Here is a 25,259-nt window from a genome sequence, read left to right on the forward strand (position 1 = left end):
CGTCCATACGAAGAGGAGAGGCGCACAGCGTCCGCCACATTCGAAACGGGTTGGTACTGCAACTGAACGGCTGCACCGGCGTCACGCCGTGCCGGCCACCATGAATGTTTTGGAGACGACATGAACGAGTTGAAGGCACGGCATCACACCAAACATACCGCGATCGCGGCCGCAGTCATGCTACTGGTGGCGGGGAGCGCCTTCGAGGCCCACGCCCAGGAACAGGCGCCGGGCACGGGCGAACCGGTGCAGCAGGTCGTTGTCACCGGCGTGCGCGCGGCGCTGGAACAGTCGCTGCGCCAGAAGCGCGGCGCCGACTCGGTGGTCGAAGTCGTCACCGCCGAGGACATCGGCAAGATGCCCGATAAAAACGTGGCCGATGCCATCCAGCGCCTGCCCGGCGTGAACACCCAGTCCTCGGCCGGCGGCGAGGGCGGCTTCGGCGAGAACGACCGCGTCAGCCTGCGCGGCACCAGCCCCAGCCTGCAGCAGACCCTGTTCAACGGCCACGCCATCAGCACCGGCGACTGGTTCCTGCTGAACCAGATCGGCGGCAACGTCGGCCGCTCAAGCAGTTTTTCGCTGCTGCCGTCGGAACTGGTCGGCTCCATCGTCGTCCAAAAAAGTCCTACCGCCGACCTGGTGGAGGGGGGCGTTTCCGGCGCCATCAACGTCATCACGCGCCGTCCGCTCGACTTCCGCCAGCCGCTCACCGTCGAGGGCTCGATCCAGGCGAACTACAACGACCTGTCCGGCAAGACCGAGCCGCACATCTCCGGCCTGGTGTCCTGGAAGAACGCCGCGAACACCGCCGGCTTCCTGCTGCAGGGCTTCTCCGAAAAAGCCGCCGTACGCCGCGACGGCCAGGAGATCCTCGGCTACACCCCGATCGACCCGACCAGCGCCGCGGCCGTCGCCAATCCATCGCTGGCCGGCGTGGTGATGCCGACCTTTATCGGCGCCAGCCTGTTCGAGCAGACCAAGAAGCGCAGCGGCGGCGCCTTCGACTTCGAGCTGCGCCCGATGCGTGGCCTCAGCCTCGACGTCAACGGCTTCTATTCCGAACTCAAGGCCCCGCACCTGAACACCAACTGGCTGGCCGCGCCGGCCAATTCAATCAACCGGGACGGCCTGATTCCGCAAAATCCTGTCGTGCGCAACAATACCCTGGTCGGTGCCGGCTTTACCGCCAACAGCGGCGAAGTCGACAACATCTACCGCCCGAATGCGGGCGGCGAATCCTGGTACCTCGACTTCAACGGCAAGTTCAAGGTCAACGACGATCTCACCGTGTCGGGCAAGCTGGGCAAAACCCACGGCGTGGGCTACGACCGCGACGATGTCTTCTACCAGAACAACGTCGACGGCGGCATGGTGTATGCCCTCAATGGCCTGTCGCCGGCTTCGGTCAGCTACCCCGGCGGGAACACCGCGGTGCCCGGCTCCACCGCCTGGGCCGGCGGCGGCGAGGCACAATCGGTCGACCAGGAAAAGTATGCGCAGGTCGATGCCGACTGGCGCGTGCGCGACTCCATCGTCACCATGCTGCGCTTTGGTGCGCGCTTCACCGACCACCATCGCACGGCCGAGCACCCGTTGGAAACCCGTCCGGGACCGAACGGATTCTCGAACCCGGGCCCGGCCTGGAACGGCCAGATGTACCCGTCCGATTTCGCCAGGGACCTCGGTGGCAACCTGTCGTCGAACTACTTCAAATACGACGGCGCCGCGCTCGGCGCCTGGGGTGCGGTGCCCGGCAACCGCCTGCTCGACTACACGCTGCGCCACAACTGGACCGACGAATTCCAGGTCGGCGAAAAGACCTCGGCCCTATACGGCATGGCTGAATTCGGCGGCGACCGCTGGAGCGGCAACGCCGGCCTGCGCGCGGTGGAAACGCGCCAGAACACGGTGGTGAACCTGCCGGGCGGCCCGAACCCGGTCACCGGTTCAGCCTTCGGTCCCTACACGCCGACCACCTTCAAGCGTACCTACCGCGACTACCTGCCGAGCGTGAACGTCAAGTTCGATGCACGCGAGGACCTGGTGCTGCGCGCGGCGCTGGCGAAGACCATCGCCCGGCCGGATTACTCGGCGCTCGGAGGTTCGGTGTCGCTCAACGACGACGCCCTGAGCGGCAGCGGCGGCAACGTCAACCTGGACCCGGTCCGCTCGACCAACTTCGACCTCTCGGCCGAATGGTATTTCGCACCGAAAGCGCTGCTCTCGGCAGGCTTCTTCTACATGGACCTGCGTTCGATCGTCGCCCAGGGCACCAGCACCGGCACCTACTACAACAACAAGAGGAGCGCCCCGGCCGAGTACCAGATCACCTCGCCCTTCAACACCACCGGCACCAACAAGGGCATCGAGTTGAGCTGGCAGCAGCCCTTGTGGAACAACTTCGGCTTCCTCGCCAACTACACTTACGCCGATGGCGAACTCGATGATGGCGGCGAGCTGCTGAACTCCTCGAAGCGCACCTGGAACCTGACCGGCTTCTTCGAGAACGAACGCTTCAGCGCGCGCCTGGCCTACAACTTCCGCTCGGCCTACAAGGCCGGCGTGGACCGCGGCGCCAGCCAGCACGTGGACGACATGCCTTCGCTGGCGGCGTCCGTCAACGTCAAGCTGACCGAGCAGCTCACGCTGACCTTCGATGCGCTCAATCTCACCAACGAGACCATCAAGATGTATGCCGAGAACAAGGACCGTCCGCGGGCCTTCTACTCCAACGGCCGCACCTTCTACGTCGGCATTCGCGGCAAGTTGTAAACCTCTGTCCTGCGGTGCATCCGCCGGTTCCGTAGCCGGCGGTGATTCGGGCAAGGCCGCCTGCGGTCTTGCCCTTTTTTCTGGAACAAGGGAAAACGATGCCGACAAGGTCTCCAGTGTCCATCGAGTGGGAATGCCTGGCCAACGGCGTGCGCGAGAATACTTTCGCGGCGCGGCTGGCGCTGCGCAACGAAGGCGAGGCGCCGATCGCGGCGGGCTGGCAGCTGTACTTCAATACCTGCCGCAAGGTGCTGGCGGACACCGTCAGCCCCGCTTTCCTCATCGAGCATGTGAACGGCGACCTGTTTCGCCTGACGCTGCGCGAACGCGCACCCTGGCAGGCGGGCGAGGAGTTCGACATCCGCTACGAAGCGCGCTTCTGGGCCATCAGCATCACCGATGCGCCGCTCGGCTTCTACCTCGTCACCGGCGAGGGCGAGGCAATCGACCTGGGCGATCCGCACATTGTCCCTTTCACACGTGCGGCGCAGCGTGCACGCCATAGCGAAGACCGCGTGCCGACGAACGATGCCGCGCGCCGCTTCGACGACAATGCCGGCTTGCGCCTGCTACCCATCGAGGAGGTCGGACGCATCACGCCACAGCCGCTGGCGAGCCGTTTCACGGACGCATCCTGCCGCATCGGCAGCGACAGTCCGTTGCTGCACGAGGCGGCGCTGGCCGGCGAAGCGGCTTTCCTGCGCACGCTGCTGGCCGGGCTGGCGCCCGGAGGCGCCGGGGTGCGCATCACGCTCGAGACGGGGCCGGTGGACGTGGGGCAGGGCGTGCCGGAAGAAGCCTACCGGCTCGATATCGCGCTCGATCAAATCCGCCTGCGCGGCGCTTCGGCGCACGGCGTCTTCAACGGCCTGCAGACGCTGCGCCAGCTGATCGAAGCTGACGGCAGCGTGCCGCTCGGGGAGGTCGTCGACGCACCGCGCTTTGGCTACCGCGGCATGATGCTGGACGTGGCGCGCCATTTCGCCGGTGTCGACACGGTACTGCGCCTGCTGGACTGCATGGCCCGCTACAAACTGAACCGCTTTCATTTTCACCTCACAGACGACGAAGGCTGGCGCCTCGCAATCGCCGCGCTGCCCGAACTGACCGAAGTCGGGGCCCGGCGCGGCGTGGCCGCTGCCGGCAGAGGCCTGCCTGCCGCCATCCTTCGGCTCGGGCGCGCAGGTGGATGGCTCGGCCGGCAGCGGTTACTACAACGCGGACGAATTCATCGCCATCCTGCGCTACGCACATGCGCGCCATATCGAGGTCATCCCCGAGTTCAACATGCCGGGCCATGCGCGCGCCGCCGTGCAGGCGATGCGTGTGCGCCACGACCGCCTGCTGGCGCAGGGAGATGTGGCCGGCGCAATGGCCTATCGCCTCGACGATCCGGACGACACGTCCCGCTACGAATCGGTGCAGCTGTGGCACGACAACGTGATCTGCATCGCGCTGCCTGCGGTGGACCGCTTCATCGATACGGTGGTGGCTGAAGTACGCGCCCTCTACCGCGAGGCCGGAGTGCCGCTACGCGCCATCCACACCGGCGGCGACGAGGTGCCACTCGGTGCCTGGCTCGGCTCCCCCAATCTGCCGCGCGCATGGCGGAACAGGGCTGGCAGGACGTGGCCGAGCTGCGTGCCGACTTCGTGGCACGCTGCCGCGCCATCCTGGCAGTCCACGGCCTGGCCTTTGCCGGCTGGGACGACACCGCACTGCTGCACCCGACGCCCGGCGGCGCCGAGGCTTCAAACAATCCGGGCGCCGAGCCCGACCCGCGCTTTGCCGGACCCGGCTTCCAGGTGTATGTGTGGAACAATGCCTGGGGCTCGGGCCAGGAAGACTGCGCCTTCAAGCTGGCCAATGCCGGCTATGAGGTGGTGCTGGCGAACGCCGCCAACCTCTACTTCGACCTGGCCTATGCGAAAGACCCGCAGGAGCCCGGCTATTACTGGGCCGGCTTCGTCGACACGCGCCAGGCCTTCCTTTTCAGCCCGCTCGACCTGACGCTGCTGCCCGGTGCCGACCAGATGGGACGGCCGCTGTCCCCGATGCGCTGGGGCGGCTGGTACCGCTGGCGGCGCCGGAGCGCGTGCTCGGCCTGCAGGGCCAGCTGTGGGGCGAGAACGCGCACTCGCGCGCGCGCATCGAATACCTGGTGGCGCCCCGGCTGCTGGCATTGGCCGAGCGCGCCTGGAGTCTTGACCCCGGCTGGCTGGCAGCGGATTGCGGATCCGGCCCGGCGCGCCGAGCGGATCGCGGCCGACTGGAACGCATTCGCCAACCGCCTCGGCCAGCGCGAACTGCCGCGCCTGGACCGCGATCCGCCCGGCTACGGCTATCGGCTGCCGCCACCGGTGTCGTGCGACGCGACGGCGTCATCCAGGCGAACGTCGCGCTGCCCGGACTGAGCTTGCGCTATGCATTCGATAACGGCGAGCTTGACGGCGCCAGTCCCCGCTACACTGGACCGTTGACGCCGCCGCCGGGTGCCGGCACATTGCGGATTGCCAGTTTCGACACGCGCGGCCGCGCCAGCCGCGTTGTCACCCTCGACCTGAAGGATGCTCCCGATGCGTAATGCTCCTCCTCTTGCCGTGCCGGTAGCGGCGCCGCGCCACCCGCTGGCCTGGGTGCCGACCCTGTACCTGGCCCGGGCCTGCCGTTCTATGCGGTAGCCCTGGTGGCGGGCCTGATGTTCAAGAGCATGGGCGTGCCCAACGAGCAGATCGCCCGCTGGACGGGTTTGCTCGGCCTGGCCTGGGTGTTCAAGGCCCTGTGGAGTCCCTTCCTCGAGCTGGCGCGCAGCAAGAAGCGGCTGGTGGTCGCCTTCCAGCTGCTCGGTGCCGCGGCGCTGGCGGCGCTCGCGCTGGGCTTGCAGCTGCCGGCCTGGTTCGCCCTCGCGATCGCGGCGCTGGCCGTGGTGTCGCTGGCGTCGAGCACCCATGACATCGCTGCCGACGGCCTGTACATCATCAGCCTGTCGGCACGCCAGCAGGCGATGTACGCGGGCTGGCAGGGCGCCTTTTTCAATACCGGCAAATTCCTGTCGCTGGGCGGGCTGGTGATCCTGGCCGGCTACCTGGAAGGACGCATCGGTGTCGCGCCGGCATGGACCGTGGTGTTTGCACTGATGGCGGCGGCCATGGCGGGACTGGGCCTGTATCACGGCTGGGCCTTGCCCGGCACCCTGACGGTGCCGCCGGCCGATGCGTCGCTGCGCGGCGTCGCGCGCACGCTGGTCGAGGTGGTCAAGGATTTCTTCGCCAAGGACGGGATCTGGATGTACATCGTCTTCATCGTCGCCTTCCGCCTGGCGGAGGGGCAGATCCAGACCATCGGCCCGCTGTTCCTGCGCGATGCGCGTGCGCTCGGCGGCCTGGGCTTGAGCACCGGGGAAGTCGGCATCGTGTATGGCACTGCCGGCACGGTTGCCTTCCTGGTGGGCAGTATCGGCGGCGGCTATTTCACGGCCTGGCTGGGCCTGCGCCGTGCGCTGCCCTTCCTGATCCTGGCGATGAATTTGCCGAACCTGGTGTTCTGCTACCTGAGCGCGGCGCAGCCGGCCTCGCTCACGCTGATCGCCGCGGCGCTGTCGATCGAGATGTTCGGCTACGGCTTCGGCTTCGTCGGCATCATCCTGTTCATCATGCAGGTGGTGGCGCGCGGGCGCTTCCAGACCGCGCACTATGCGCTCGGCACCGGTTTCATGCAGCTTGGCCTGGTACTGTCGAAGATGGTCAGCGGGGATATCCAGGCGGCGCTGGGTTACCGCTCGTTTTTCCTGTGGGTGCTGGTGTGTGCGTTGCCGGGGCTGGTGTTGACGCGCTTCCTGCGTTTTGACGACAAGTAAGGTGGGCGGGGCCGCCGAGGCACGCTGTGCCCACGCGGTATTGCCAACAATGACCATGATTCGGCGTGGGCACGGGGTGCCCACGCTACGGACGATCAGCGCTTCTTGACCGGCAGCGCCAGCCAGCCCTGCCAGCCATCGTCCTGCCCGCGCTCGACCTTCTGGATATGCGGGCGCGTGCTGTCGAGGCGCCAGACGCTCTGGCGGTCGAGCCAGTCTTCGTACATCGAGCGAAAGCGCGGCCACTCGCCGGAAAAATCGAGGCAGGCGTAGCTGCCGGCCGGGAGCACGCGCGTGCCCAGCGACGGGTCCGGCCTGTCGCTGCCGGCAAAGCCGAAGTCGTAGCAGTACTCGCGCTCGCCCGTGAAACCGGGGTCTTCGTCGAACACGCCGTACCAGGGCGTGGTGCGCCCGACGTCGCCGCGGCGTTCGCGCTCGCAGATGAAATCGTTGCAGGCGATCGACAGCGCAGCGCCCGACTGGCCGAAGAAGCGCTGGTAGCGCAGGGCGATCGGCGCCAGCGCCTGCACCCGGATGCGCGCGACCACGCTGCCCGGCGCCGGCGGAGAATAGGGCGCCAGGATCACGTCCAGGTTGCCCGGTTCGGCGACAAAGAAGCTGACGTCGCTCTCGCGTCCGACCTGCTGGTCCATGTAGGTGCGCCAGCCACCTTCGCGCCAGGCCTTGGCCGACATCGCGAACTGCTGCTTGAAGGCCTTGGCGAAGGCGGCGTTGGACGGAAAACCGCAGTCCTGGGCGATGCGCAGGATGGAGACGTCGGGCTCGTGGCGCAACAGGTGTGCGGCGCGGCGCAGGCGGCGTTTTCTCTGGTATTCCACGGCGGAAAAGCCGGTCAGCTCGCGGAAGATGCGGTCGAAGTGGAAGGAGGAATAGCTGGCCGAGGCGGCCAGGTTCTTCAGCGCCAGCGGGTCGCCCACCGAGTCGAGCATCAGGTCCATGACCTCGTACAGGCGCGAGACGCGCGAGGTGGGCTTCATGGACGCAGCTCTCTGGCGATGGATGGGCGGGAATGCGGCATTGGAACGATCGTTGGCAAAGTTCTATTCATTATGGCTGAAGTCCGCGGTGCTGGCGACCATTCCCGTCAATACACGCCCGCCGTTTTCGATAGCGCCCGTACGTACGGGCGCCCTGCCATGCCGGCATGCGCCGGCAATCGCCCCTGCTTCCCTTGGCAGGGCCAGCCATTTGCTTTAGCATCGGCCGGTTGACCATGATTCGAAAGCGGAGAGACCATGAAGCCTACCCTGTGCAGCACCCTGATCGCGGGGCTGTTTGCCGCCGCCAGCCACGCTGGCGCCCACGATGCGGTACCGGCACCGGCACCGGCCGCGGCCGCGGTGTCCGGCGTCGACGTCGCTGCGATTGATCGGAGCGTGCGTGCACAGGACGACTTCTTCCGCTACAGCCAGGGCACATGGCTGAAGGACGTCGAGATTCCGTCGGACCGCTCGAGCTGGGGCGCCTTCAACGTCGCCCAGGACAAGGTCGAGGGCCAGGTGCGCGACATCGTCGAGGGCGCGGCCGGCGACAAGGACGCCCGTCCTGGTTCCGACATCCGGAAGATGGGCGACTACTACGCCAGCTACGTCGACGAGACCCGCCGCAATGCGCTGGGCCTGGCGCCCCTGAAGCAGGAGCTGGCACGTGTCCAGGCCCTGAAGGACAAGCGCGGCATCGCGGCACTGGCGGCGCGCTTTTCCCGCCTGGATGCCGGTGCGCCGCTCGACATGGTCGTTCATCAGGACAACCGCGATTCGACGCGCTACATCGTCGACATCAACCAGTCCGGCCTGGGCATGCCGAACCGCGACTACTACCTGCAGGACGAGGCGCGCCTGAAGGACATCCGCGCCCGGTACCAGGCCCACGTCGAGAAGATGCTGGCGCTGGCCGGACACGCGGACGCCGCTGCCAAAGCCGCGCAGATCCTCGCGCTGGAAACGGAGATCGCGCGCGTGCAGTGGAGCGCCGTGGAAAACCGCGATCCGGTCAAGGGTTACAACAAGCTCTCGTTCGCCCAGCTGAAAACCCTGACCCCGCACTTCGACTGGCAGGCCTACGCGAAGGGCACCGGCATTGCCGGCAAGGTCGATTCGCTCATCGTCAGCCAGCCGAGCTACCTCGAGAAGCTGGATAAACTCATCGTCGCCACGCCGCTCGATACCTGGAAATCCTATTTCGCCTTCCGCCTGCTGAGCAGCTACGCCCCTTACCTGTCGCAGCCCTTCGTGGACGAGAACTTCGCCTTCCGCGGCACCGTGCTGTCGGGTGCGAAGGTGAACCGTCCTTTGGAGAAGCGCGCGATTGCCCAGGTCAACCGCGACCTGTCCGAGATCGTCGGCAAGGTCTATGTCGAGAAGCACTTCCCGGCCGAGCGCCGCGCGCAGGTGGAAGCGATGGTGAAGAACTTCGTCACGGCCTTCGGCGAAGGCATCGAGAAGCTGGACTGGATGACCGAGGAGACCAGGAAGCAGGCGCAGTTGAAGCTCTCGAAGATGAAGGCGAAGATCGGCTACCCGGACAAGTGGCGCGATTACTCCAGCCTGGCGATCGAACGCGGCGACCTGGTGGGCAACGTGATGCGTGCGCGCGAATTCGCGCACGCGTATGGCATCGGCAAGCTGGGGAAACCGGTGGACCGCAGCGCCTGGAGCATGTCGCCGCAGACCGTCAACGCCTACTACAGCCCCGAGCTGAACGAGGTCGTGTTCCCGGCCGCGCGCCTGCAGTATCCGCTGTACGACGCCAACGCCGAGCCGGCGGTCAACTACGGCGCGGTCGGCATCTCGATCGGCCACGAGATCAGTCACGCTTTCGACGACCAGGGTTCGCAGTTCGATGGCGACGGCAACCTGCGCAACTGGTGGACGAAAGAGGACGCCGACAAGTTCGCGGCACGCGGCAAGGTGCTCGTTGCCCAGTACGGCGCCTACAGCCCGCTGCCGGGCTACCACGTGAACGGCGAATTGACGCTGGGCGAGAACATCGCCGACAACGCCGGCGCCATCATGGCCAGCCGCGCTTATAAAATCTACCTGGCCGGCAAGCCGGCGCCGGTCATCGACGGCTTCACCGCCGAGCAGCGCCTGTTCATGGGCCTGGCCCAGGTCCGGCGCGGCAAGGCGCGCGATGCGGCGTTGATCTCGCAGGTGAAGTCCGATCCGCACTCGCCGTCGGAATTCCGCGTCAACGGCAGCCTGCGCAACCATCCTGGTTTCTACGAAGCCTACGACGTCAAGCCGGGCGACAAGATGTATCTGGCGCCGGAAGAACGCGTCATCTTCTGGTAGGGCGGGGCGGCGCATCCGGCGCGATGCCGGGTCGCCGCAAGTCTCCTGCGCGAGCGCTCGCGCTGCAATCAGCCCCGCGGCCGCGCCAACCCTACCGGGGCACCGCGAATACCGGGTCCAGTACACGAAGCCTGGCATGCGTGCGCGGCTGATGTCGTAGCCGGCGCCCATCTCGACAAAGGAGGGGTTCATCAGGTTGGCGCAGTGGCCGGGGCTGTCCAGCCAGCCCTCGACCGCTTCTTTCGGCGTGGTCTGGCCGGCGGCGATGTTTTCGCCGACCTGGCGCCAGTTGTAGCCGGCACGGCTGGAGCGCAGGCCCACTTCGCTGCCGTCGCTGCCCTGGTGGGCGAAATGGCGGTGCGTGGCCATGTCGCGGCTGTGCACCAGCGCGGCGGCGGCCAGTGCATCGTTCCAGCGCACCGGTGCGGCCGGGCCGAAGGAGCGCTCGCCACACATGCGCGGGCTGGCGCGCGCCGCGTTCACCAGGCCGAGGATCTCGCGGCCTACCTCCTGCTGGCCAGGCAGCGTTACCGGCGGCAGCGGCCGCGCCAGCACGATCGTCCATTCCTCGCCGCGGCGGCTGGTGCCGACTTCCGTGAAGCTCGCATCCAGCAGGGCGCGGCAATAGGTTGCGAATCGCCTCCATTGCCGCCGCCGCGTCGGCTGCGCCACGTACGCCGATCACCTCCACGCTGGCGGCATGGTAGCCCGCCTGCTCCAGCACCGATTCCGGAAAGGCACCGGGGCCGAAACGCACGCGCGCCAGCGTCGCTTGGGCGCGCAAGGGCGGTGCGGGCCTGCCGGCGCAGGCGTCGGGATGGGCGCGGTAGTCGTTGATCAGGGCGACCAGGCCCGGGTCGCCCTGGGCATGAGCGGCACCCGTTGCCAGCAAGGCAGTGGCGAGCAGGGAGGTGGAAACGAAATGTTGCATGTCACTATCGGAAAGCGGTATCCGGAACAGGATGCCCATGCACTGCACATGGGGACGCTCCTGCGATTGGCAAGTCGGCGCGGCTTGTGACTGCAGTCCGGCTTGCCTTCGCGGCACGGGCATCGGGAATCGCGTCCGATCGGCGTTGCCAAGCGGTAAATGGTCAGTGCTGCCTGGCGTCCCTGCCGCCGTAGTCGCCCAGCGTCGCCAGCGCATCGTCCTTCCCGTCCCGCGCCAGCATCGGCGAAATATCCGGGTCGCGTGCGAATTCCTCGGCAAAGAAAGACACGAAATGGCTGATCTTGAGTGAGGGCCGGCGCGCCGGCTGGAACACGACGTTCAATGGCAGCGGCGGCAGCCGGTAGTTCGTCAGGATCGGTTTCACGCGGCCGGCGCGGATGTCGTCGCCGTACACCCACTGCGGCGTGTAGCAGATGCCGAGGCCCTCGACCACGGCCTGGCGGATCGCTTCGGAGCTGTTCGACTGCAGGTGGCCATTCACCCGCACCGTGTGGTGAGCGCCGTCCTCGTCCTGGAAGTTCCATTCGTTGAGGTTGGTGAGGCCCGTGTAGACGATGCACTGGTGGCGGGCCAGGTCCTCCGGGTGCTGCGGCTCGCCATGCCGCGCAAGATAAGCCGGGGAAGCGAGGGCGGCGCGGTGGGCGGTGCCGATGCGGCGCGCGATCAGGCGGCTGTCCTTGAGTTCACCGACGCGGAAGGCGACGTCGATGCCGCCAACGACCAGGTCGACGAAACTGTCGTCGAGCTGCAGGTCGATCTTCAGCTGCGGATAGCGCGCAAAGAAGGCCGCCAGGCGCGGTACGATGTGCAGGCGCCCGAAGGAGACCGGCGCGGCCACGCGCAGCACGCCGGTGATCTCGTTCTCGGTGCGCTGGACTTCGACGCGCGCTTCCTCCAGCGTGTCGAGTACCTGGCGGCAGCGCTCGTAGTAGCGCTTGCCTGCTTCGGTCAACGCGTGGCTGCGCGTGGAGCGCACCAGCAGCCTGGCGCCGAGCAGGGTTTCCAGCGCCTGCACCTGTTTGCTGATGGCCGACTGGGTACTGCGCTCCTCGCGCGCGACGGCCGAGAAGTTGCCGGTCTCGACGACGCGGACAAAGGTTTCCATCAGGCGCAAGCGGTCCATCTTGTCTCCATCCATTCCGGTCAGGAATAGATCATATCATTCGTGCGGCCTACCCAATGCTTATGGGAATACGCATACTGTTCATTGTCGTGGCCGCCGGCGACCGCCTCCCATGGCGTAGCGACCGGCGGCCCAATCATCCAACTTCTAGAAACGGAACGGACAATGACCCAGAAACTGTTTCAAGCTACCCGCATCGGCGACATCGACGTCGCCAACCGTGTCGTGATGGCCCCGCTGACCCGCAGCCGCGCCGACGAGGCCGCCGGCGACATCCCGGGCAGCCCGATGAACATCGAATACTATCGCCAGCGCAGCAACGCCGGCCTGATCATCAGCGAAGGCACCCAGGTCTCGCCGGTCGGCAAGGGCTACATGGCCACGCCGGGCATCTATTCGGATGCCCAGGTCGAAGGCTGGAAGCCGATCACCCAGGCCGTGCACGAAGCCGGCTCGAAGATCGTCGCCCAGATCTGGCATGTGGGCCGCGTGACGCACCCGATTCTCACCGGCGGCGTGCAGCCGATCGCCCCGTCGGCGGTGGCGCCGAAAGTGGTGGCCTACACCCACGCCGGCAAGGTCGACGCACCGGTGCCGCGTGAACTGGCCCTCGACGAGATCAAGCAGATCGTCGACGAGTACCGCCGCGGCGCCGCCAACGCGATCCGCGCCGGTTTCGACGGCATCGAACTGCATGGCGCCAACGGCTACCTGATCGACCAGTTCCTGCGCGATGGCGCAAATAAACGTACCGACGCCTACGGCGGTTCGATCGAGAACCGTGCCCGCTTCGCGCTGGAAGTCGTCGACGCCGTGGTGGCCGAGATCGGCGCCGGCCGCGTCGGCATCCGCCTCTCGCCCGTCACCCCGGCCAACGACCTGTCCGATACCAATCCACAAGCCGTGTTCGGTTACCTGGTCGAAGAGCTGGACAAGCGCGGCATCGCCTTCATCCACTTCGTCGAAGGCGCCACCGGCGGCCCGCGCGACATCCCCGGCTTCGATTTCGCCTGGGCGCGCAAGGCCTTCAAGGGTACCTATATCGCCAACAACGGCTATACCCGCGACATGGCGATCGAGGCGGTGGAATCGGGCCGCGCCGATGCGGTGGCTTTCGGCCGTGCGTATATCGCCAATCCGGACCTGGTGCAGCGCCTGAAACTGAACGCGCCGCTCAACACGCCGGACCCGAAGACTTTCTATGTGCCGGGCGAAGCCGGGTATATCGATTACCCGACGCTGGACCAGGCGGCCTGAGCGGCTGGGAAGTCGCCAGGACCAGTGAGAACGCCAACCTGAGGGTTGGCGTTTTTGTTCGCGCGATGCGCGCCCAGAGAAATCATGCAGTACAGAAATGTAGCCGTATAGGGAATATGCGCTTACACTGCCGTCACAGGTACTCACCCAGACTACATGTGTTTTTGGCTGCCGGAACCGGCGCGTTGCTGCCTTGGCGCGCCTGCAGTGCCCGCACTGCGGCGCACCGCATCCGGTTCTGTTTGCCTAATGCGCATCGAGTTCTGGCCGCGTACCTGGATCAGCTTATTCTCGACGGTCCGATTCCGTGGATCGCCACTCGCGCGACAGCACTAACCGGAGAGGTCGATGCACTCGAGCGACATCAGTGGCCAGATTGCGCCCACGAATGATGTTGTACCTTCGTTTGCCGCTTGCCGCGACGAGGTACTCGATCTTTGGAGAAAACGTGTCGCTGCCGAGGTGCCGGCGGCCGCGAAACTCGGCAGCCCGATACTGACGGATACACTCCCTATCCTGTACGAGAATATTGTCGAAGCGCTTTCCGTCAGCGATAGGCGTCACACCGCGACTGCAGGTACCAACCTGGGCAATGTTCATGGCCGCGAGCGCGCCAACATGACCGAGTATGGCCCGCAAGACTTGATTCACGAACTGCAGTTATTTCGCGAGGTCTTGTTCTCGGTCGCCAAAACGAAAGGGCTGCGTTTAAGCCAGGCCAATGCCGACGTGATCGGCCACGCGATCGAGCACGCGACACGCGAGTCCATCAGCGGTTACAGCGCCGTTAACAAGGAGGTCAACGAAGCCTTCATCATGAGCCTGTCGCACGACCTGAGGAATCCGCTCCACGTAGCGAACGCGTCTGCCCAGCTCATTTCGCTCAAGACATCCGATCCCGGCATCCTCCGCCTGGCCGGAAGCATCGTCCAGAAGATCCGGGAGACGGATGAAATGATCCAGACCTTGCTCGATGCGGCGCAGCTGAGGGGGCGAATGAAGCTCAAGCTCCACTTGACTGCGTTCGACATCATGCCCCTGGTGGAAGAGGTGTGCGCCGACATGCCGCTCGTCGGGCAGTCTGTCCAGGTTGCTGGAGAGAATCTGGTTGGGCAGTGGTGCCGCGTTTCCATGAAGCGTGTGCTGGAGAACCTGGCCTCGAATGCACATAAGTATGGCGATCCGTCCAAGCCGATCACGGTGACTGTGAGCAAAGCCGATGACAGGATGCTGCTGTCTGTTCATAACGAAGGCCGGCCCATTCCCGAGACCGACATCTCGCGTCTTTTCAACACGTTTCAACGTCTTGAAGATGTCGACATAAAGGGCTGGGGCCTCGGTCTGCCTTTCGTCCAGAACGTCATCGAAAGCCACGGCGGCAGTGTCGTCGTCGACAGTGCCGAGGGCAGAGGCACGACGTTTACGGTAAGCGTCCCCATCGACGCGCGCCCGTACGTCATGCCCCAGGACGTTCGAAGCGCGTGACAAATCGCCAGGGTTGTTTTGCGGCTTCTCGGCGTGCGGGGGAGCGTACGCGACGCCCGTTCTGAAGCGACGTTCAGGAGGCTTCCTCCACAGCGAGGAAATCCGCATCGAGAACCAGTTCGCGCAAGGGCGCGCATTTTTCCTCCGCTTCGGCTGCCTTGGCACGTAGCCGCGAGGCATCAGTCGTGCGTCCCGCCTCCTCAGCGATTTCTGCCAATTGCTTCAAAACCAGGATTCGCTCTTCGATTGCACGTACCGTCGACCACAAACTGGAATCGATGGCCTCGTTCACCTCGACAAGCAGCGACTTGAACGAATACGCATGACCCGTATGGCAGCGAAAGCGCACAAGCTTGCCTTCCTCGATCTGCACCAGGACACCATGGCATTCGGGACAGGTGTATTGCGAGACTTTTCCAAGGTTCATTACGCCAGCGTACATTCCCTTCCCCTCCAGTGCGACTGCATTCTCGACCTGCTGGGCATGACGTGGCTGGCCGACCTGTGGCAGTTCCGGCTCCCTGGTTGTTTCCTGCGCGATTTCCGCGCTCAGGCGCTCGATCGAACCGAGGCAGTCGACTTCGACGTGTTCGATCGCGCTATCCGGCATCGATCTGTGCGCGGCCTGGTCGGGTTCCTGTACGAAGACCAGGCCTTTGCGGTCCTTGATCTGCCACAGTCCGGCAGTCCCGTCATCGAGGCTCCCGGTCAGGATGACACCAATCACGCGTGGCCCGAAGGCCAGCGCGGCAGAGCGGAACAGGACGTCGACTGCCGGCCTGGAGCGGCATTCCCTGGGGCCGCGCGTCACGCGCACCTGGTCGCCTTCGATCATCAGGTGGCGATCCGGCGGCGCAATATAGACGGTGTTGGGCACGATCGGCTGCCGGTCGCGCGCGAAGGCCACGTGCATGGACGTAGTCTTTTGCAAGATGCGATCCAGTTGGCTTGGCGAATGCGGGCTCAGGTGCAGCACCACAAAAAAACTTGCGGATAAATCTGTGGGCAAACCGGCAAACAGCGTCCGTAGCGCCTCGACACCGCCTGCGGAGGCCCCGATGACAACAATGTTTCGTCTGTCGCAGTTCAGGCGTGCATCCATTCAAGCTCCTCAGCCATTAAAGTCCGATTGTAGTCCTCATCAGGAGCTCGGGCGCTTTCTTCATGATCCGGGCATCGCACGCTTGTTTTCAGGCGGGCTGCCGTAGCGCATTACAATCGACAGCACTGTCCTTTGGAAAGCCATCCATGCGCATCGCCCATTCCCTGATTACCTGCCTGCTGGGGCTGTCGGCCATCTCGTCCGCCCACGCCCAGCCCGCCGCGCCGATGTTGAAAGTGAAAATCGGCACGGCGTCTCCCTTGTCCGGCACCGGTGCCCACCAGGGCAAGGACATCGAGAACGGCGCGCGCATGGCGATCGACGAGCTCAACGCCGCAGGCATCGTGCTGGGCGGGAAAAAAGTGCAGTGGATCCTGCAGCCGGAAGACGACGCCGCCGATCCGAAAACCGGCACGGCGGTCGCGCAAAAGCTGGTCGATGCCAGGGTGGCGGCCGTGGTGGGCCACCTCAATTCGGGCACGACGGTGCCGGCGTCGAAAATCTATGCCAATGCCGGCATCCCGCAGATTTCGCCGGCCGCGACCACGCCGTTGTATACGAACCAGGGTTTCAGGACCGCGTTCCGGGTGGTCGCCAACGACAACCTGGTCGGGCGCACGCTGGCAACCTATGCCATCGGCACCCTGAAGGCGAAAAAGATTGCCGTGATTGACGACCGCACCGCCTTCGGCCAGGGCCTGGCCGACGAATTCGTCAAGGGCGTGCGCCGCGCCGGTCCGGCGGCCACCGTCGTCAGCCGCCAGTTCACCAACGACAAGGCGAGCGACTTCAATGCCATCCTGACCCAGATCCGCGCCAGGGATCCGGACGTGATTTTTTATGGCGGCATGGATGCGGTGGCCGGCCCCATGCTCAAGCAGATGAAGGCGCTTGGCCTGCGTGCGAAGCTGGTGTCGGGTGATGGCGTCTGCTCCGAAAAAATGCCGCTGCTCGCGGGCGACGCGCTGGTCGACGACAAGGTGTTCTGCGTGGTGGCGGGCGGGGTCAGCGGGGCGCAGGAAGCCGGCTTCAATGCGTTTACCGAGCGCTACCGCCAGCGCTACAGGATCCCGCTGCAAACCTATGCGCCCTATGCCTACGATGCAGTGATGGTGTTTGCCAGGGCGATGCAGACGGCGAACTCCGCCGAGCCGGCCAAATTCCTGCCGGCGCTGGCCGGCATCCGCTACGAAGGCGTCACCGGCAGCATCGCGTTCGACGCCAAGGGCGACCTGAACAATGCCGCGCTGACCCTGTACACCTACCGCAAGGGGCAGAAGACCAAACTGCAGGTATTGCGCTAAGTACTCACCCAAAAATAAATATGTTTTTGGCTTCCATAACCGGCGCGTTGCTGCGTTGGCTCGCGTCCGCTTGCGGGGCAGTGCTCGCACTGCGGCGCGCTCGCCGCCTTGCACCGCATCCGAACCGGCACGTCCGGTTCTGTTTGCCAAAATTCACATTTATTTCTGGTCGAGTACTTAGTCGAGCAGGTTGTTCTTCATGGCATAGTAAGTCAGGTCACTGTTTGACTGCAGGCCCATCTTTTCCATGATGCGGGTACGGTAGGTGGAAACGGTCTTGATCGACAGCGACAAGGCATTGCCGATGTCGGACACCGTTGCACCCTTCGCCAGGCGCAGGAACACCTGGAACTCGCGGTCCGACAGCTCGGTGTGCAACGCTGTGTTCGGATCGCGATCGAAACTCTGCGCCAGCAGTTCGCCGACGGTGGAGCTGACATAACGGCGGCCCTGGAAGACGGTGCGCACGGCGGTCTTCAGTTCGTCCGCGTCGCATTCCTTGTTCAGGTAGCCGTTGGCACCCATCTTGAACAGGTTCAGGGCATATTGTTGTGCCGGATAGCCGGACAGGATCAGCACCGGCAGGTTGGGCTGGCCCTGGCGGATGGTGCGCAAGATGTCGATCCCGCTCTGGTCGGGCATCGCGATGTCGAGCAGCAGCACGTCGCAGATCTCACGACGGGCAATATCGAGCGCCTCGCGGCCGGTGGCACCCTCAGCGACGACTTCGAAATCGCCGGACGACGAGAAAATCTGTTTGAATCCTGCTCGAACTATCTGGTGATCGTCACAAATGGCAACGCGTATCATTGTCTTCCCTTAAATTTTCCTGGCACAGGAAAGAGCCGGAAACATTGCCCGGCTGTCATGCGTTGAATGAGCTAAACCGCATGTAACATTTTAGCACTCCCTCGGCCTTCTACAACAGGGCGCACGAATGCTGGGCTAACGGAACCGTGCAGAATGCGCGCGGCTTCCGGCAGCAGCGGTTCGACAGGGGTGTCAGGCCGGCCGTATGCCCTGCTTGAGCAGTGCGACGACCTCCAGCACGCTCGAATCGCCGCCGTAGAAGGCGCGCGCGGCGTCGTCGCTGCCGGGCGGAATCGCAACCTGGACGTGGTCGATACCGGCGATATGGGGCATGGGCTTCTCCGCAGTGATTGGCAATGGTCCCGTCATTATCGCATCGCCACCCGCGCCGGTACTGTCCGCCAGCGTGCACGTCCGAAAACGACAATGCCACCGCGAGGGTGGCATCATCAGCTTAAGACGCGTGACCGATTACAGGTAGAGACCGATGATTTCCTTGGTCCACATCGCTTCCTTGTCGGTGCCCGCGCTGAATTTGGACAGCTGCTTTTCCAGGTAGGCGCGGCTTTCCGGGGTGTCCAGGTCGCCGATGGCCTTCAGGGCCATGGCACGGTCCTGCCAGATGCCGGCCGGCGCTTCGAAGCGGCCGATCAGGAAACCGAGCTGTCCCTGCGCTTTCAGGATGCCCAGCGAGGACAGGGCGGCCAGGCGCACGTACTCGCTCGAGTGCGAGCTCAGCCTCACGAGATGCGGGATCGCGGCCGGGTTGTTGCTGAAGCCCAGCTGGTAGACGTCGAGATAGGCATCGCCGCGGGTGGCCGCGTCGCGGTCGATCTTCGCGGCCAGGCTTTCCACCTGGTCGGTGCCGACCACCTGCTGGAAGAACTGCTGGTTCAGCTTTGCCGCCAGTTCCTTGGTCAGCAGCGACAGCGGCTCGTTGAAGGTCGGGTCGATGACTTCATTGAACGACCAGACCGGCACCTTGGCGCGTTTCACGTAGGCCGTCACGCGGCGCATGCCCTGCGGCGTTTCGACGTCGGCCCGTGCCGAGGTAAACGTGACGAAGGGAGAAAAGCCGCTGGCGCGATAGTTTTCGATGTGCACACGCTTCACCGACACCCTGGTCGCCTCGCTGCCGTCCTGCGCCAGCGTGACCGGCAGGCCGCGTGCCACCATTTCCCTGACCGTCTGCTCGGCAATCCAGTTGACGCTCTCGAGCGGCTTGTCCTTGTACATCGGGTTCATCGGAATGGTGCCGGTCATGAAGGCCGCCTTGTCCGCATCCGACTGGTCGTTCCTGAACGCCAGGTTCAAGGGCTTGAGCGCACTGCCCTTGGTGTAGGCGACGGTGGAGGCGGCGGGCTCGGTGATCGGCACCGGCATGTTGACCGCGCAACCGCTCAGTACCGCCAGCGCAAGGCTTGCTGCCGCCGCGCGCGTGAAAGACGTGTTCCAGCTCTTCATGACTTCCCCTTATGTAATTGTATTGATAGTGCTGCAATACATTATTGCATAGGGAAAATACTAGCGAAACAAGGATGTGTTGTTCGAATGGCAGTCCTGGCGAGGTGTGGACGTGGCGCGACAATGCGCTGGACGGCGACGGCCTTGCATGCAAAAAGAGGCGCGCGGCCAGGATGCGGGCGTATCCTCCCGCCAGGCACGATTGACGCTGTGCCGATTGGTTATACTGAATGAAGCCCTGCGGCACAGGAGCCTTCCATCTGCGCTACTCACGGCGATGCCGACGCCAGGACCTGCCGCAAGTGAAACGTACTCAGCAGGGTTGCTCGATGGTAAGCTATTCATATTGTCACTTCACACCTGAAGGAATGCTATGAAACCGCTGTTCTCCTCCGACGACGAAGCGAAAGCCGCACCCACGGCGCCGGCGACGCCCGCGCCGACGCTGGCGCCCCTGTTTGAGCCCCTGCGCACGTCCGACGCGCTGCCGGCGCTGCGTCCCGAGGTCAGCGTGGCGCCGCAAGTAGCGCCGCAGGTGCGTGTCGATATCTCCGGCATCGACGACAAGGCCATCGAGACCCTGGGCGGCTCGGCCGGCCCCGGCGTGGCCAAGGTATCGGCCAAGCTGCTCGGCACCGTGCGCGCCTCCGATGCGGATGTGTTCGGCACGCAGCTGAACGAACTGATTGCCACTTCGAAGGGACTGGACCCGGCCAAGCTGCGCTCGGGCGGCCTGCTGTCGCGCGTGACGAACATGTTCGGCTCGGTGAAGGAGAAGATGCTGTCGCAGTACCAGGTCGTCGAGTCGCGCATGGATACGCTGGTGGCCGAGATGACGCGCCATGCCAACCTGCACCGCTCGCGCATCCAGGACTTCGACGAGATGTACAAGGGCCTGGAAATCTACTACCAGGGCCTGGATGCCGACGTGAAGAAGGGCGAAGCCTGGGCCGAGCGGCTGCGCCAGGCGCTTGCGCAGCAGGGGGCGGCGGCGAACGCCTTCGAGGCGCAGCAGGCGACCGAACTCAAGCGTCGTCTCGAGCGCCTGGAAAAGCGCATCGACGACCTCAAGCGCGCCATGCTGATGGCCACGCAGATGGTGCCGCAGATCCGCCTGTCGCAGGACAATGCCCGTGCCCTGACCGACACCTTCACCGACATCGTCAACGTGTCGATCCCGGCCTGGCGCAACGTGTTCTCGCTCTATCTGCTGCAACTGGAAGCCAAGCAGAGCGCGGCCGTCGCCAACGCCGCCTACGACGCCACCGACGCCGCCTTCCGCGCCCAGGCCGACATGCTGCTGGAAAACACCGAGACTGTCGCCCGCGCCAAGCAGCGTTCCCTGGTCAGCCTGGAAACGGCCCAGCACGTGCAGACCCAGCTGATTACCGCTTTCGACAAGCTCGAGCAGATTTCGAACGAAGGCCAGCAGCGCCGCCGCGACGAACTGCCGAAGCTGCAGGCACTGGAACGCGAACTGATCGAACGGTTCTCGCCGTCGGGCACCTGATTCCCGGGGCCACCCATTGCCGAGGGTGGCCATTCGGGCGAAAATAGTATTTTTACCATTCAAGGAAAGTCCATGGCGACGACGCTCGAAACCGGCCACCGCATCAACCTCGAAAAAACCGCCCCGGGCTTGAAACGTGTTCGCATCGGCCTCGGCTGGAAGGTCAACGCAACCGCCGGCCAGGCCTTCGACCTCGATTCGTCGGTGTTCCTGTGCGGGAAAAACGCGAACGACGATCCGGTCATGCTCAGCAACGCCCATTTCGTCTACTACAACCACACGACCTCGCCCGATGGCGCCGTCGTGCACTCGGGCGACAACCGCACCGGCGACAAGGATGGCGACGACGAAGTCATCACGGTCGACCTGGCCAGGGTCGACCCGGCCGTGGTGGAAATGCCGATCGTGGTCACCATCCACGAGGCCGAGGCCCGCCGGCAGACCTTCGGCGCCGTCAACGACGCCTATATCAAGGTGTACAACGACGACACCGGTGAAGTAATCGCCGAGTACGACCTGGACGCGGACTATTCGGACAAGACCGCGCTGCAGTTCGGCTCGCTGTACCGCAGGGATGGCGAATGGCGCTTCCAGGCCGTCGGCGCCGGCTTCAAGCTCAATCTCGCTACCTTCATCCGCAAGCTCGGCGGCACCGTCTGAGGACCGTCGCGCGCCTGCCGCAGCCGCCGTTCGTCGAAGTGCGCATCAGTCCCGCCGCAGAGTAGCCGATGACCGAGCAGACGCCCAAGCCATTCGATTTCGGCGAGGAGGCGGCGCCACCGCCCGCTGCTCCCGCGCCGCCTCCGGCCGCACCGCGCGCATTCGACTTCGGCGACGAGGAGGGCAGCGCCGCGTCGTCCGCCGCCAGCAGCGCGCCCAGGCCGCTGTCCTTCGACGACCTTCCCCGGCGCCGGCATCCACAGGGATGACCGCGAAAGGCGCGGCCAGGGCGCTGTTCGACAGCGAAGACCATCCGGCCGTACGCGATGCGCTGGCAATGGCCAGCGTCGATTATCCGACCCTGTTCGCGCACGCGCAGGCGCGCCTGGCGGCGCTGTTTCGCCGCATCCTGCCCGTAAAACTGTCACTGGTGACGGACTGGGCGGAGGCACCCTTGATGGAGCAGGCCGCGCTGCTTCAGCCCATCACCGAGCAGGTCGTGACATTTTCGCAGATGGGCGTGCCGGCGCTGCTGGAGAGTGCGCTCGAGAGTACCCGGGCGCCAACGGGCATGTTCGACAAGCTGTTTCGCCGCGGCCAGTCGCCCTTTCAATACAAACCGGCGCTGAGCGCCAGCCGTGCGCAACTGCTGCAGCTGATGGCCGACAGCGAGGCCGCCATGCGCGCGCTGGAGGAATCGGCGCAGAACCTGAGCCTGCACGGGGCGGTGCTTGCCGTGGTGGCCAAACTGGCCGCCAGCGCGCCCGACCCGGTCCTGCTCGACGCGTTCACGCAGCGCCGCACGCTGATCCAGCAGGCCGTGCGCCAGGCGGAACTGTCGATGCTGCAGATGGGGCAGATGCGCCAGCAGGCCGCCGACCTGATCGCGCAGATATCGGCTTTCCTGACGGTGACCTTGCCGGCACTGGAGATGGCGCAGGCGCAAGAGAATCGATAGCGGCTAGTCCCGCTCTTTCGCGGCCGCGGGCGCGGCACGGCGGCAGCGTTCCGAGCAATACTTGACCTGCTCCCAGTCGCGTTCCCACTTCTTGCGCCAGGTAAAAGGCAGCTGGCAGTGCGCGCAGAGTTTGGTGGGCAGGTCGGATTTTCGGCGCATCTTCATGCCGGCGATTGTACGCCGCGGCGTGAATCATCGAATGCAGCGAGGAGCTCGGTTTTACCGAGCGAGGATGGCATGCCGCTTGGCCTTGCTGAGCGAGTCGAGCGCTGTGCGATACGACCACTCCACCAATTCGGTCAAATATGCCGGCGGAAAGCGGTCGACGTGGACGATGGTCACCCAATGAAAGCGCCCCATGTACCGGGCCGGCTTTACGCCAGGAATACCGGTCAGCTCCACGAAGCGGTCGGGCGAGACTCTCGTGCTGAAACGCCACTTCTCCGGCTCACTCGTCTTGAAGTACGCGAACTTTTTGTCGCCGACGGAATAGACGAGCATGTTCGGTGGGGCCGCATAGCGTGTTTCAGTGACACCAGGGAATCCCTGGCAAAATAACTTCAGCTCTTCAACGTTCATGGCGGGCAGGTATTGGATGTGGTGGCATGCCGCCCGATTGTAGACGACGCTTCAACCTGAACAGCAACATGACTCGCCAGCCGATACGACGCCTGGAATCACGCACCCCACCCATGCAGTGCCTTGCCCGGCAGTGATGGGAAAGCGATGCCATCGGAGACTGCTGTTAGAATTTACGGCAGCCATCCGATGCCCACTTGCAGGAGTACGCAAATCCTACGTTATTTAGTCATGGCGGCGATAGGCAAGCCGAAGCTGGCGATCGCCCTTGTGTTGGTGTTGCTGGCAGCCCTGGCCAGCACGATGACCTATACCGGTTACCTTGTCATCGGCGAATTGGCCGCTCAGCTGGGCACGGGCCGGGCAACGGCAGGCTTGCTGCTTGGCGCGCTGTTCGCACGGTTCCCCTGGATCAGCAAGGGCAAGCTGCGCATCGTCGGGCTGTTACCCAAACCTGTGCGACGGCCACTCATCGTGAGCCTGCTCGCACTCTCTCTGCTGAGCTTCCTGTCGCGCAGCGACTACGTGCCCGCACTGTTCACCGGTTTCGCTACGCTGTTTCTGCTGACCTACCCCTGGATGAGAAAAGCGGTCTTCGCTCGCATGGTATCGTCCGGCGTCAAATTCGCAGCTGGCCGCAGTCCGCGCCAACGCACCGACGACACGGTGATTGAGGGTGAATTCAGGGAAAAGAAGGAATAAGGACTCGCACACAAAAAAGCCACCGGAAGGTGGCGTTTTCTATGCGCGCCGCCTGATGGCCCTGGGCGCAAGCAACGCATCGACACATGGACTGCCAAGTCGAACGCCTACCAGTGCTCGTCCGAAACCGGCTCTTGCATCAAAGCTCCGTTCAAGGTCAGGGTGAAGCGTTTATTTGCAAACGATCTTCTTTAAACCGTTGTCGTCGGAGGTCCAGGATTCCTTGCTCGATTCCGAAGGCGTGTTGTCAAAAACGTTGACCCGGTTTCCAGTTCCCATCTCTCCGCTGTACGATTCCGTCCCCTTGATGAAGACACTTTCTTCATCCTTGGCCTTGCAGGAAACCAGAAGCAGATAGATCTGTGAACGAAAACGGTAGGTCGCATAACCGGCACCCTGGTCGACAGGGTAGCTCATCATTTGTCGAACCATGACATTGTTACCATTTTTCACAGGGTGGGTATCGTAATAGGTCTTGCTTGCCGACGTCCACTTGTTACCGGCAAAAGAATTAAGCAATTTCCATTCGGGTTTTGGCAGACTGGACATGGCGATCCGCTTCACCACCGGCTTTGGAGCCTCCTCTGCTTGTGGCTTGCTACCCGGTTTGGGAATGCAGTTCACATTAGGGTATTCACTGGCATCCTGGCCAAGGGCGCCCGTTTGTGGGGTGCCGTCCATTCGCTGGCAATATGGGTTCGTGTACAACGCGGGCGCGGTCACCTGCCATTTCCCGGTCTGGCGATTCTGGTAGAAGCTGACGATGATCGAGAGTGGGTAGACGAAAATGCGCTGGGTAGACGACACCGGTTGCTCGCGATAGGGCCGTCCCATAATGGCAAGCACTTCGTCCACGGACATGTCCGTCTTCAAGGAATTCATTTTCCTCACGTACTCGCGCACTTCCGATTCCGAGTACTTCAAGGTTTTCACACCGCCGATCGTGACAGTTTCAGAGGCATTGGCGAGACTGGCGCAAAGCGCAAGAAGGGCAGGCAGGAGAAGGTTTTTCATCGAGGAGGCTGTTCGAAAAATGGGATGATGGATGAGGCGGGTATGGGGCATGGCGCATTCGGATTCCCAGGGAATATCTTGCCGCCATGTTCTTCGTCTTGTTGGGGAAAAGGACGTCGCCCGATACACAAGAATGCGCTGAAATGCCGTACGGCAACATATTACAGTAAGAAGTGTTTGCGCGCCGGGGTTCAAGGAGGGCCATCGCTGGATGTCGACACGCCGGAGTCCATGTGACCGCGTAGCACAGCGGGAAATAGAAAAAGGCCCCGATCCACGCCGCGGGTGTGTGGACGAGCCAGTTTGCAGGTGGCCAGTAGCGATTCGTGCCGGATAACGGAAACTTGGCCGAATAGCGGCTGCAAAAACAAAAACGCCACCCGGAGGTAGCGTT

The 25,259-nt window shown here is 64.2% G+C and carries 22 protein-coding genes and 3 pseudogenes; 15 read left to right on the forward strand and 10 right to left on the reverse strand.

Going from position 1 to position 25,259, the window contains the following annotated elements:
* Positions 1–120: 120 nt before the first annotated feature.
* From G4G28_RS03365 to G4G28_RS03385, 5 genes and pseudogenes are all read left to right on the forward strand, one after another.
* On the forward strand, positions 121–2,775 hold the full coding sequence (locus G4G28_RS03365; protein ID WP_182990844.1) for a TonB-dependent receptor: 2,655 nt from the start codon (positions 121–123) through the stop codon (positions 2,773–2,775).
* A 98-nt stretch (positions 2,776–2,873) separates the two neighbouring features.
* Positions 2,874–3,845, forward strand: a pseudogene (locus G4G28_RS03370) (family 20 glycosylhydrolase); the annotation flags it as partial.
* A 115-nt stretch (positions 3,846–3,960) separates the two neighbouring features.
* Positions 3,961–4,715: pseudogene (locus G4G28_RS27385) on the forward strand (family 20 glycosylhydrolase); the annotation flags it as partial.
* 155 nt (positions 4,716–4,870) lie between these two features.
* Positions 4,871–5,359, forward strand: a complete 489-nt coding sequence (locus tag G4G28_RS28830) for a family 20 glycosylhydrolase (RefSeq protein WP_374039792.1) — start codon at positions 4,871–4,873, stop codon at positions 5,357–5,359.
* 114 nt (positions 5,360–5,473) lie between these two features.
* Positions 5,474–6,631: an MFS transporter gene (locus tag G4G28_RS03385; RefSeq protein WP_308601766.1), complete on the forward strand. Its 1,158-nt coding sequence runs from the start codon at positions 5,474–5,476 to the stop codon at positions 6,629–6,631.
* Between the two features lie 95 nt (positions 6,632–6,726).
* Here the strand turns inward: G4G28_RS03385 and G4G28_RS03390 are convergent, their stop codons facing one another.
* Positions 6,727–7,629 carry a helix-turn-helix domain-containing protein gene (locus G4G28_RS03390; RefSeq protein WP_183108043.1) on the reverse strand — a complete coding sequence of 301 codons (903 nt, stop codon included), beginning with the start codon at positions 7,627–7,629 and terminating at the stop codon, positions 6,727–6,729.
* Between the two features lie 258 nt (positions 7,630–7,887).
* Here G4G28_RS03390 and G4G28_RS03395 point away from each other — a divergent pair, with 258 nt between their 5' ends.
* Positions 7,888–9,945, forward strand: a complete 2,058-nt coding sequence (locus tag G4G28_RS03395) for a M13 family metallopeptidase (RefSeq protein WP_182990847.1) — start codon at positions 7,888–7,890, stop codon at positions 9,943–9,945.
* 201 nt (positions 9,946–10,146) lie between these two features.
* Here the strand turns inward: G4G28_RS03395 and G4G28_RS28835 are convergent.
* Positions 10,147–10,401 (reverse strand): annotated as a pseudogene (locus G4G28_RS28835) (CAP domain-containing protein); the annotation flags it as partial.
* Between G4G28_RS28835 and G4G28_RS03405 the strand changes: the two are divergent.
* Positions 10,313–10,573 (forward strand): hypothetical protein, encoded by a 261-nt coding sequence (locus tag G4G28_RS03405; RefSeq protein WP_183108044.1) that lies wholly within the window; start codon positions 10,313–10,315, stop codon positions 10,571–10,573. The pseudogene G4G28_RS28835 and the gene G4G28_RS03405 sit on opposite strands and share 89 nt — an antisense overlap.
* 466 nt (positions 10,574–11,039) lie before the next feature.
* Here G4G28_RS03405 and G4G28_RS03410 read toward each other — a convergent pair whose 3' ends face one another.
* A complete protein-coding gene (locus G4G28_RS03410; RefSeq protein ID WP_182990849.1) occupies positions 11,040–12,020 on the reverse strand; it encodes a LysR family transcriptional regulator in 981 nt (326 codons plus the stop codon).
* Positions 12,021–12,185: 165 nt separating this feature from the next.
* Between G4G28_RS03410 and G4G28_RS03415 the strand changes: the two genes are divergently transcribed.
* Both G4G28_RS03415 and G4G28_RS03420 read left to right on the forward strand, forming a co-directional pair.
* On the forward strand, positions 12,186–13,277 hold the full coding sequence (locus G4G28_RS03415) for an alkene reductase (protein ID WP_182990850.1): 1,092 nt from the start codon (positions 12,186–12,188) through the stop codon (positions 13,275–13,277).
* Positions 13,278–13,625: 348 nt separating this feature from the next.
* Complete coding sequence (locus G4G28_RS03420; RefSeq protein WP_182990851.1) at positions 13,626–14,762, forward strand: sensor histidine kinase KdpD; 1,137 nt, start codon at positions 13,626–13,628, stop codon at positions 14,760–14,762.
* Between the two features lie 73 nt (positions 14,763–14,835).
* Here the strand turns inward: G4G28_RS03420 and G4G28_RS03425 are convergent, their stop codons facing one another.
* A complete protein-coding gene (locus G4G28_RS03425; RefSeq protein WP_182990852.1) occupies positions 14,836–15,864 on the reverse strand; it encodes a chemotaxis protein CheB in 1,029 nt (342 codons plus the stop codon).
* Positions 15,865–16,010: 146 nt separating this feature from the next.
* Between G4G28_RS03425 and G4G28_RS03430 the strand changes: the two genes are divergently transcribed.
* The gene (locus G4G28_RS03430) at positions 16,011–17,168 is read left to right on the forward strand and encodes a branched-chain amino acid ABC transporter substrate-binding protein (protein ID WP_182990853.1); all 1,158 of its coding nucleotides are present in this window, start codon (positions 16,011–16,013) and stop codon (positions 17,166–17,168) included.
* Positions 17,169–17,345: 177 nt separating this feature from the next.
* Here G4G28_RS03430 and G4G28_RS03435 read toward each other — a convergent pair whose 3' ends face one another.
* The 3 genes from G4G28_RS03435 to G4G28_RS03445 form a co-directional block, all read right to left on the reverse strand.
* Positions 17,346–17,978, reverse strand: a complete 633-nt coding sequence (locus tag G4G28_RS03435) for a response regulator transcription factor (protein WP_056334485.1) — start codon at positions 17,976–17,978, stop codon at positions 17,346–17,348.
* Positions 17,979–18,170: 192 nt separating this feature from the next.
* The gene (locus G4G28_RS03440) at positions 18,171–18,311 is read right to left on the reverse strand and encodes a hypothetical protein (RefSeq protein ID WP_183108045.1); all 141 of its coding nucleotides are present in this window, start codon (positions 18,309–18,311) and stop codon (positions 18,171–18,173) included.
* Positions 18,312–18,449: 138 nt separating this feature from the next.
* Positions 18,450–19,442: a HEAT repeat domain-containing protein gene (locus tag G4G28_RS03445; protein ID WP_182990855.1), complete on the reverse strand. Its 993-nt coding sequence runs from the start codon at positions 19,440–19,442 to the stop codon at positions 18,450–18,452.
* A 373-nt stretch (positions 19,443–19,815) separates the two neighbouring features.
* Here G4G28_RS03445 and G4G28_RS03450 point away from each other — a divergent pair, with 373 nt between their 5' ends.
* The 4 genes from G4G28_RS03450 to G4G28_RS03465 all read left to right on the forward strand — a co-directional run bounded on the left by G4G28_RS03450 (position 19,816) and on the right by G4G28_RS03465 (position 22,570).
* Positions 19,816–20,952 carry a toxic anion resistance protein gene (locus tag G4G28_RS03450; protein WP_183108046.1) on the forward strand — a complete coding sequence of 379 codons (1,137 nt, stop codon included), beginning with the start codon at positions 19,816–19,818 and terminating at the stop codon, positions 20,950–20,952.
* Positions 20,953–21,024: 72 nt separating this feature from the next.
* A complete protein-coding gene (locus G4G28_RS03455; protein WP_182989773.1) occupies positions 21,025–21,612 on the forward strand; it encodes a TerD family protein in 588 nt (195 codons plus the stop codon).
* A 68-nt stretch (positions 21,613–21,680) separates the two neighbouring features.
* Entirely contained in the window at positions 21,681–21,881 is a 201-nt protein-coding gene (locus tag G4G28_RS03460; RefSeq protein ID WP_182990857.1) for a hypothetical protein, read from the forward strand.
* Positions 21,878–22,570, forward strand: a complete 693-nt coding sequence (locus G4G28_RS03465; protein WP_183108047.1) for a hypothetical protein — start codon at positions 21,878–21,880, stop codon at positions 22,568–22,570. Before G4G28_RS03460 ends, G4G28_RS03465 begins: the two co-directional genes overlap by 4 nt.
* 3 nt (positions 22,571–22,573) lie before the next feature.
* Here the strand turns inward: G4G28_RS03465 and G4G28_RS03470 are convergent, their stop codons facing one another.
* Both G4G28_RS03470 and G4G28_RS03475 read right to left on the reverse strand, forming a co-directional pair.
* Positions 22,574–22,735 carry a DUF2256 domain-containing protein gene (locus G4G28_RS03470; protein WP_202033714.1) on the reverse strand — a complete coding sequence of 54 codons (162 nt, stop codon included), beginning with the start codon at positions 22,733–22,735 and terminating at the stop codon, positions 22,574–22,576.
* A 54-nt stretch (positions 22,736–22,789) separates the two neighbouring features.
* The gene (locus tag G4G28_RS03475; RefSeq protein ID WP_182990859.1) at positions 22,790–23,149 is read right to left on the reverse strand and encodes an MmcQ/YjbR family DNA-binding protein; all 360 of its coding nucleotides are present in this window, start codon (positions 23,147–23,149) and stop codon (positions 22,790–22,792) included.
* Positions 23,150–23,380: 231 nt separating this feature from the next.
* Here G4G28_RS03475 and G4G28_RS03480 point away from each other — a divergent pair, with 231 nt between their 5' ends.
* On the forward strand, positions 23,381–23,851 hold the full coding sequence (locus G4G28_RS03480) for a hypothetical protein (protein WP_182990860.1): 471 nt from the start codon (positions 23,381–23,383) through the stop codon (positions 23,849–23,851).
* Between the two features lie 171 nt (positions 23,852–24,022).
* On the opposite strand, the gene G4G28_RS03485 is transcribed toward G4G28_RS03480, so the two are convergent.
* Positions 24,023–24,865 (reverse strand): surface-adhesin E family protein, encoded by an 843-nt coding sequence (locus G4G28_RS03485; RefSeq protein ID WP_182990861.1) that lies wholly within the window; start codon positions 24,863–24,865, stop codon positions 24,023–24,025.
* Positions 24,866–25,259 lie beyond the last annotated feature (394 nt).

The sequence above is a fragment of the Massilia sp. Dwa41.01b genome (assembly GCF_014171775.1).
Lineage (GTDB): Bacteria > Pseudomonadota > Gammaproteobacteria > Burkholderiales > Burkholderiaceae_D > Telluria.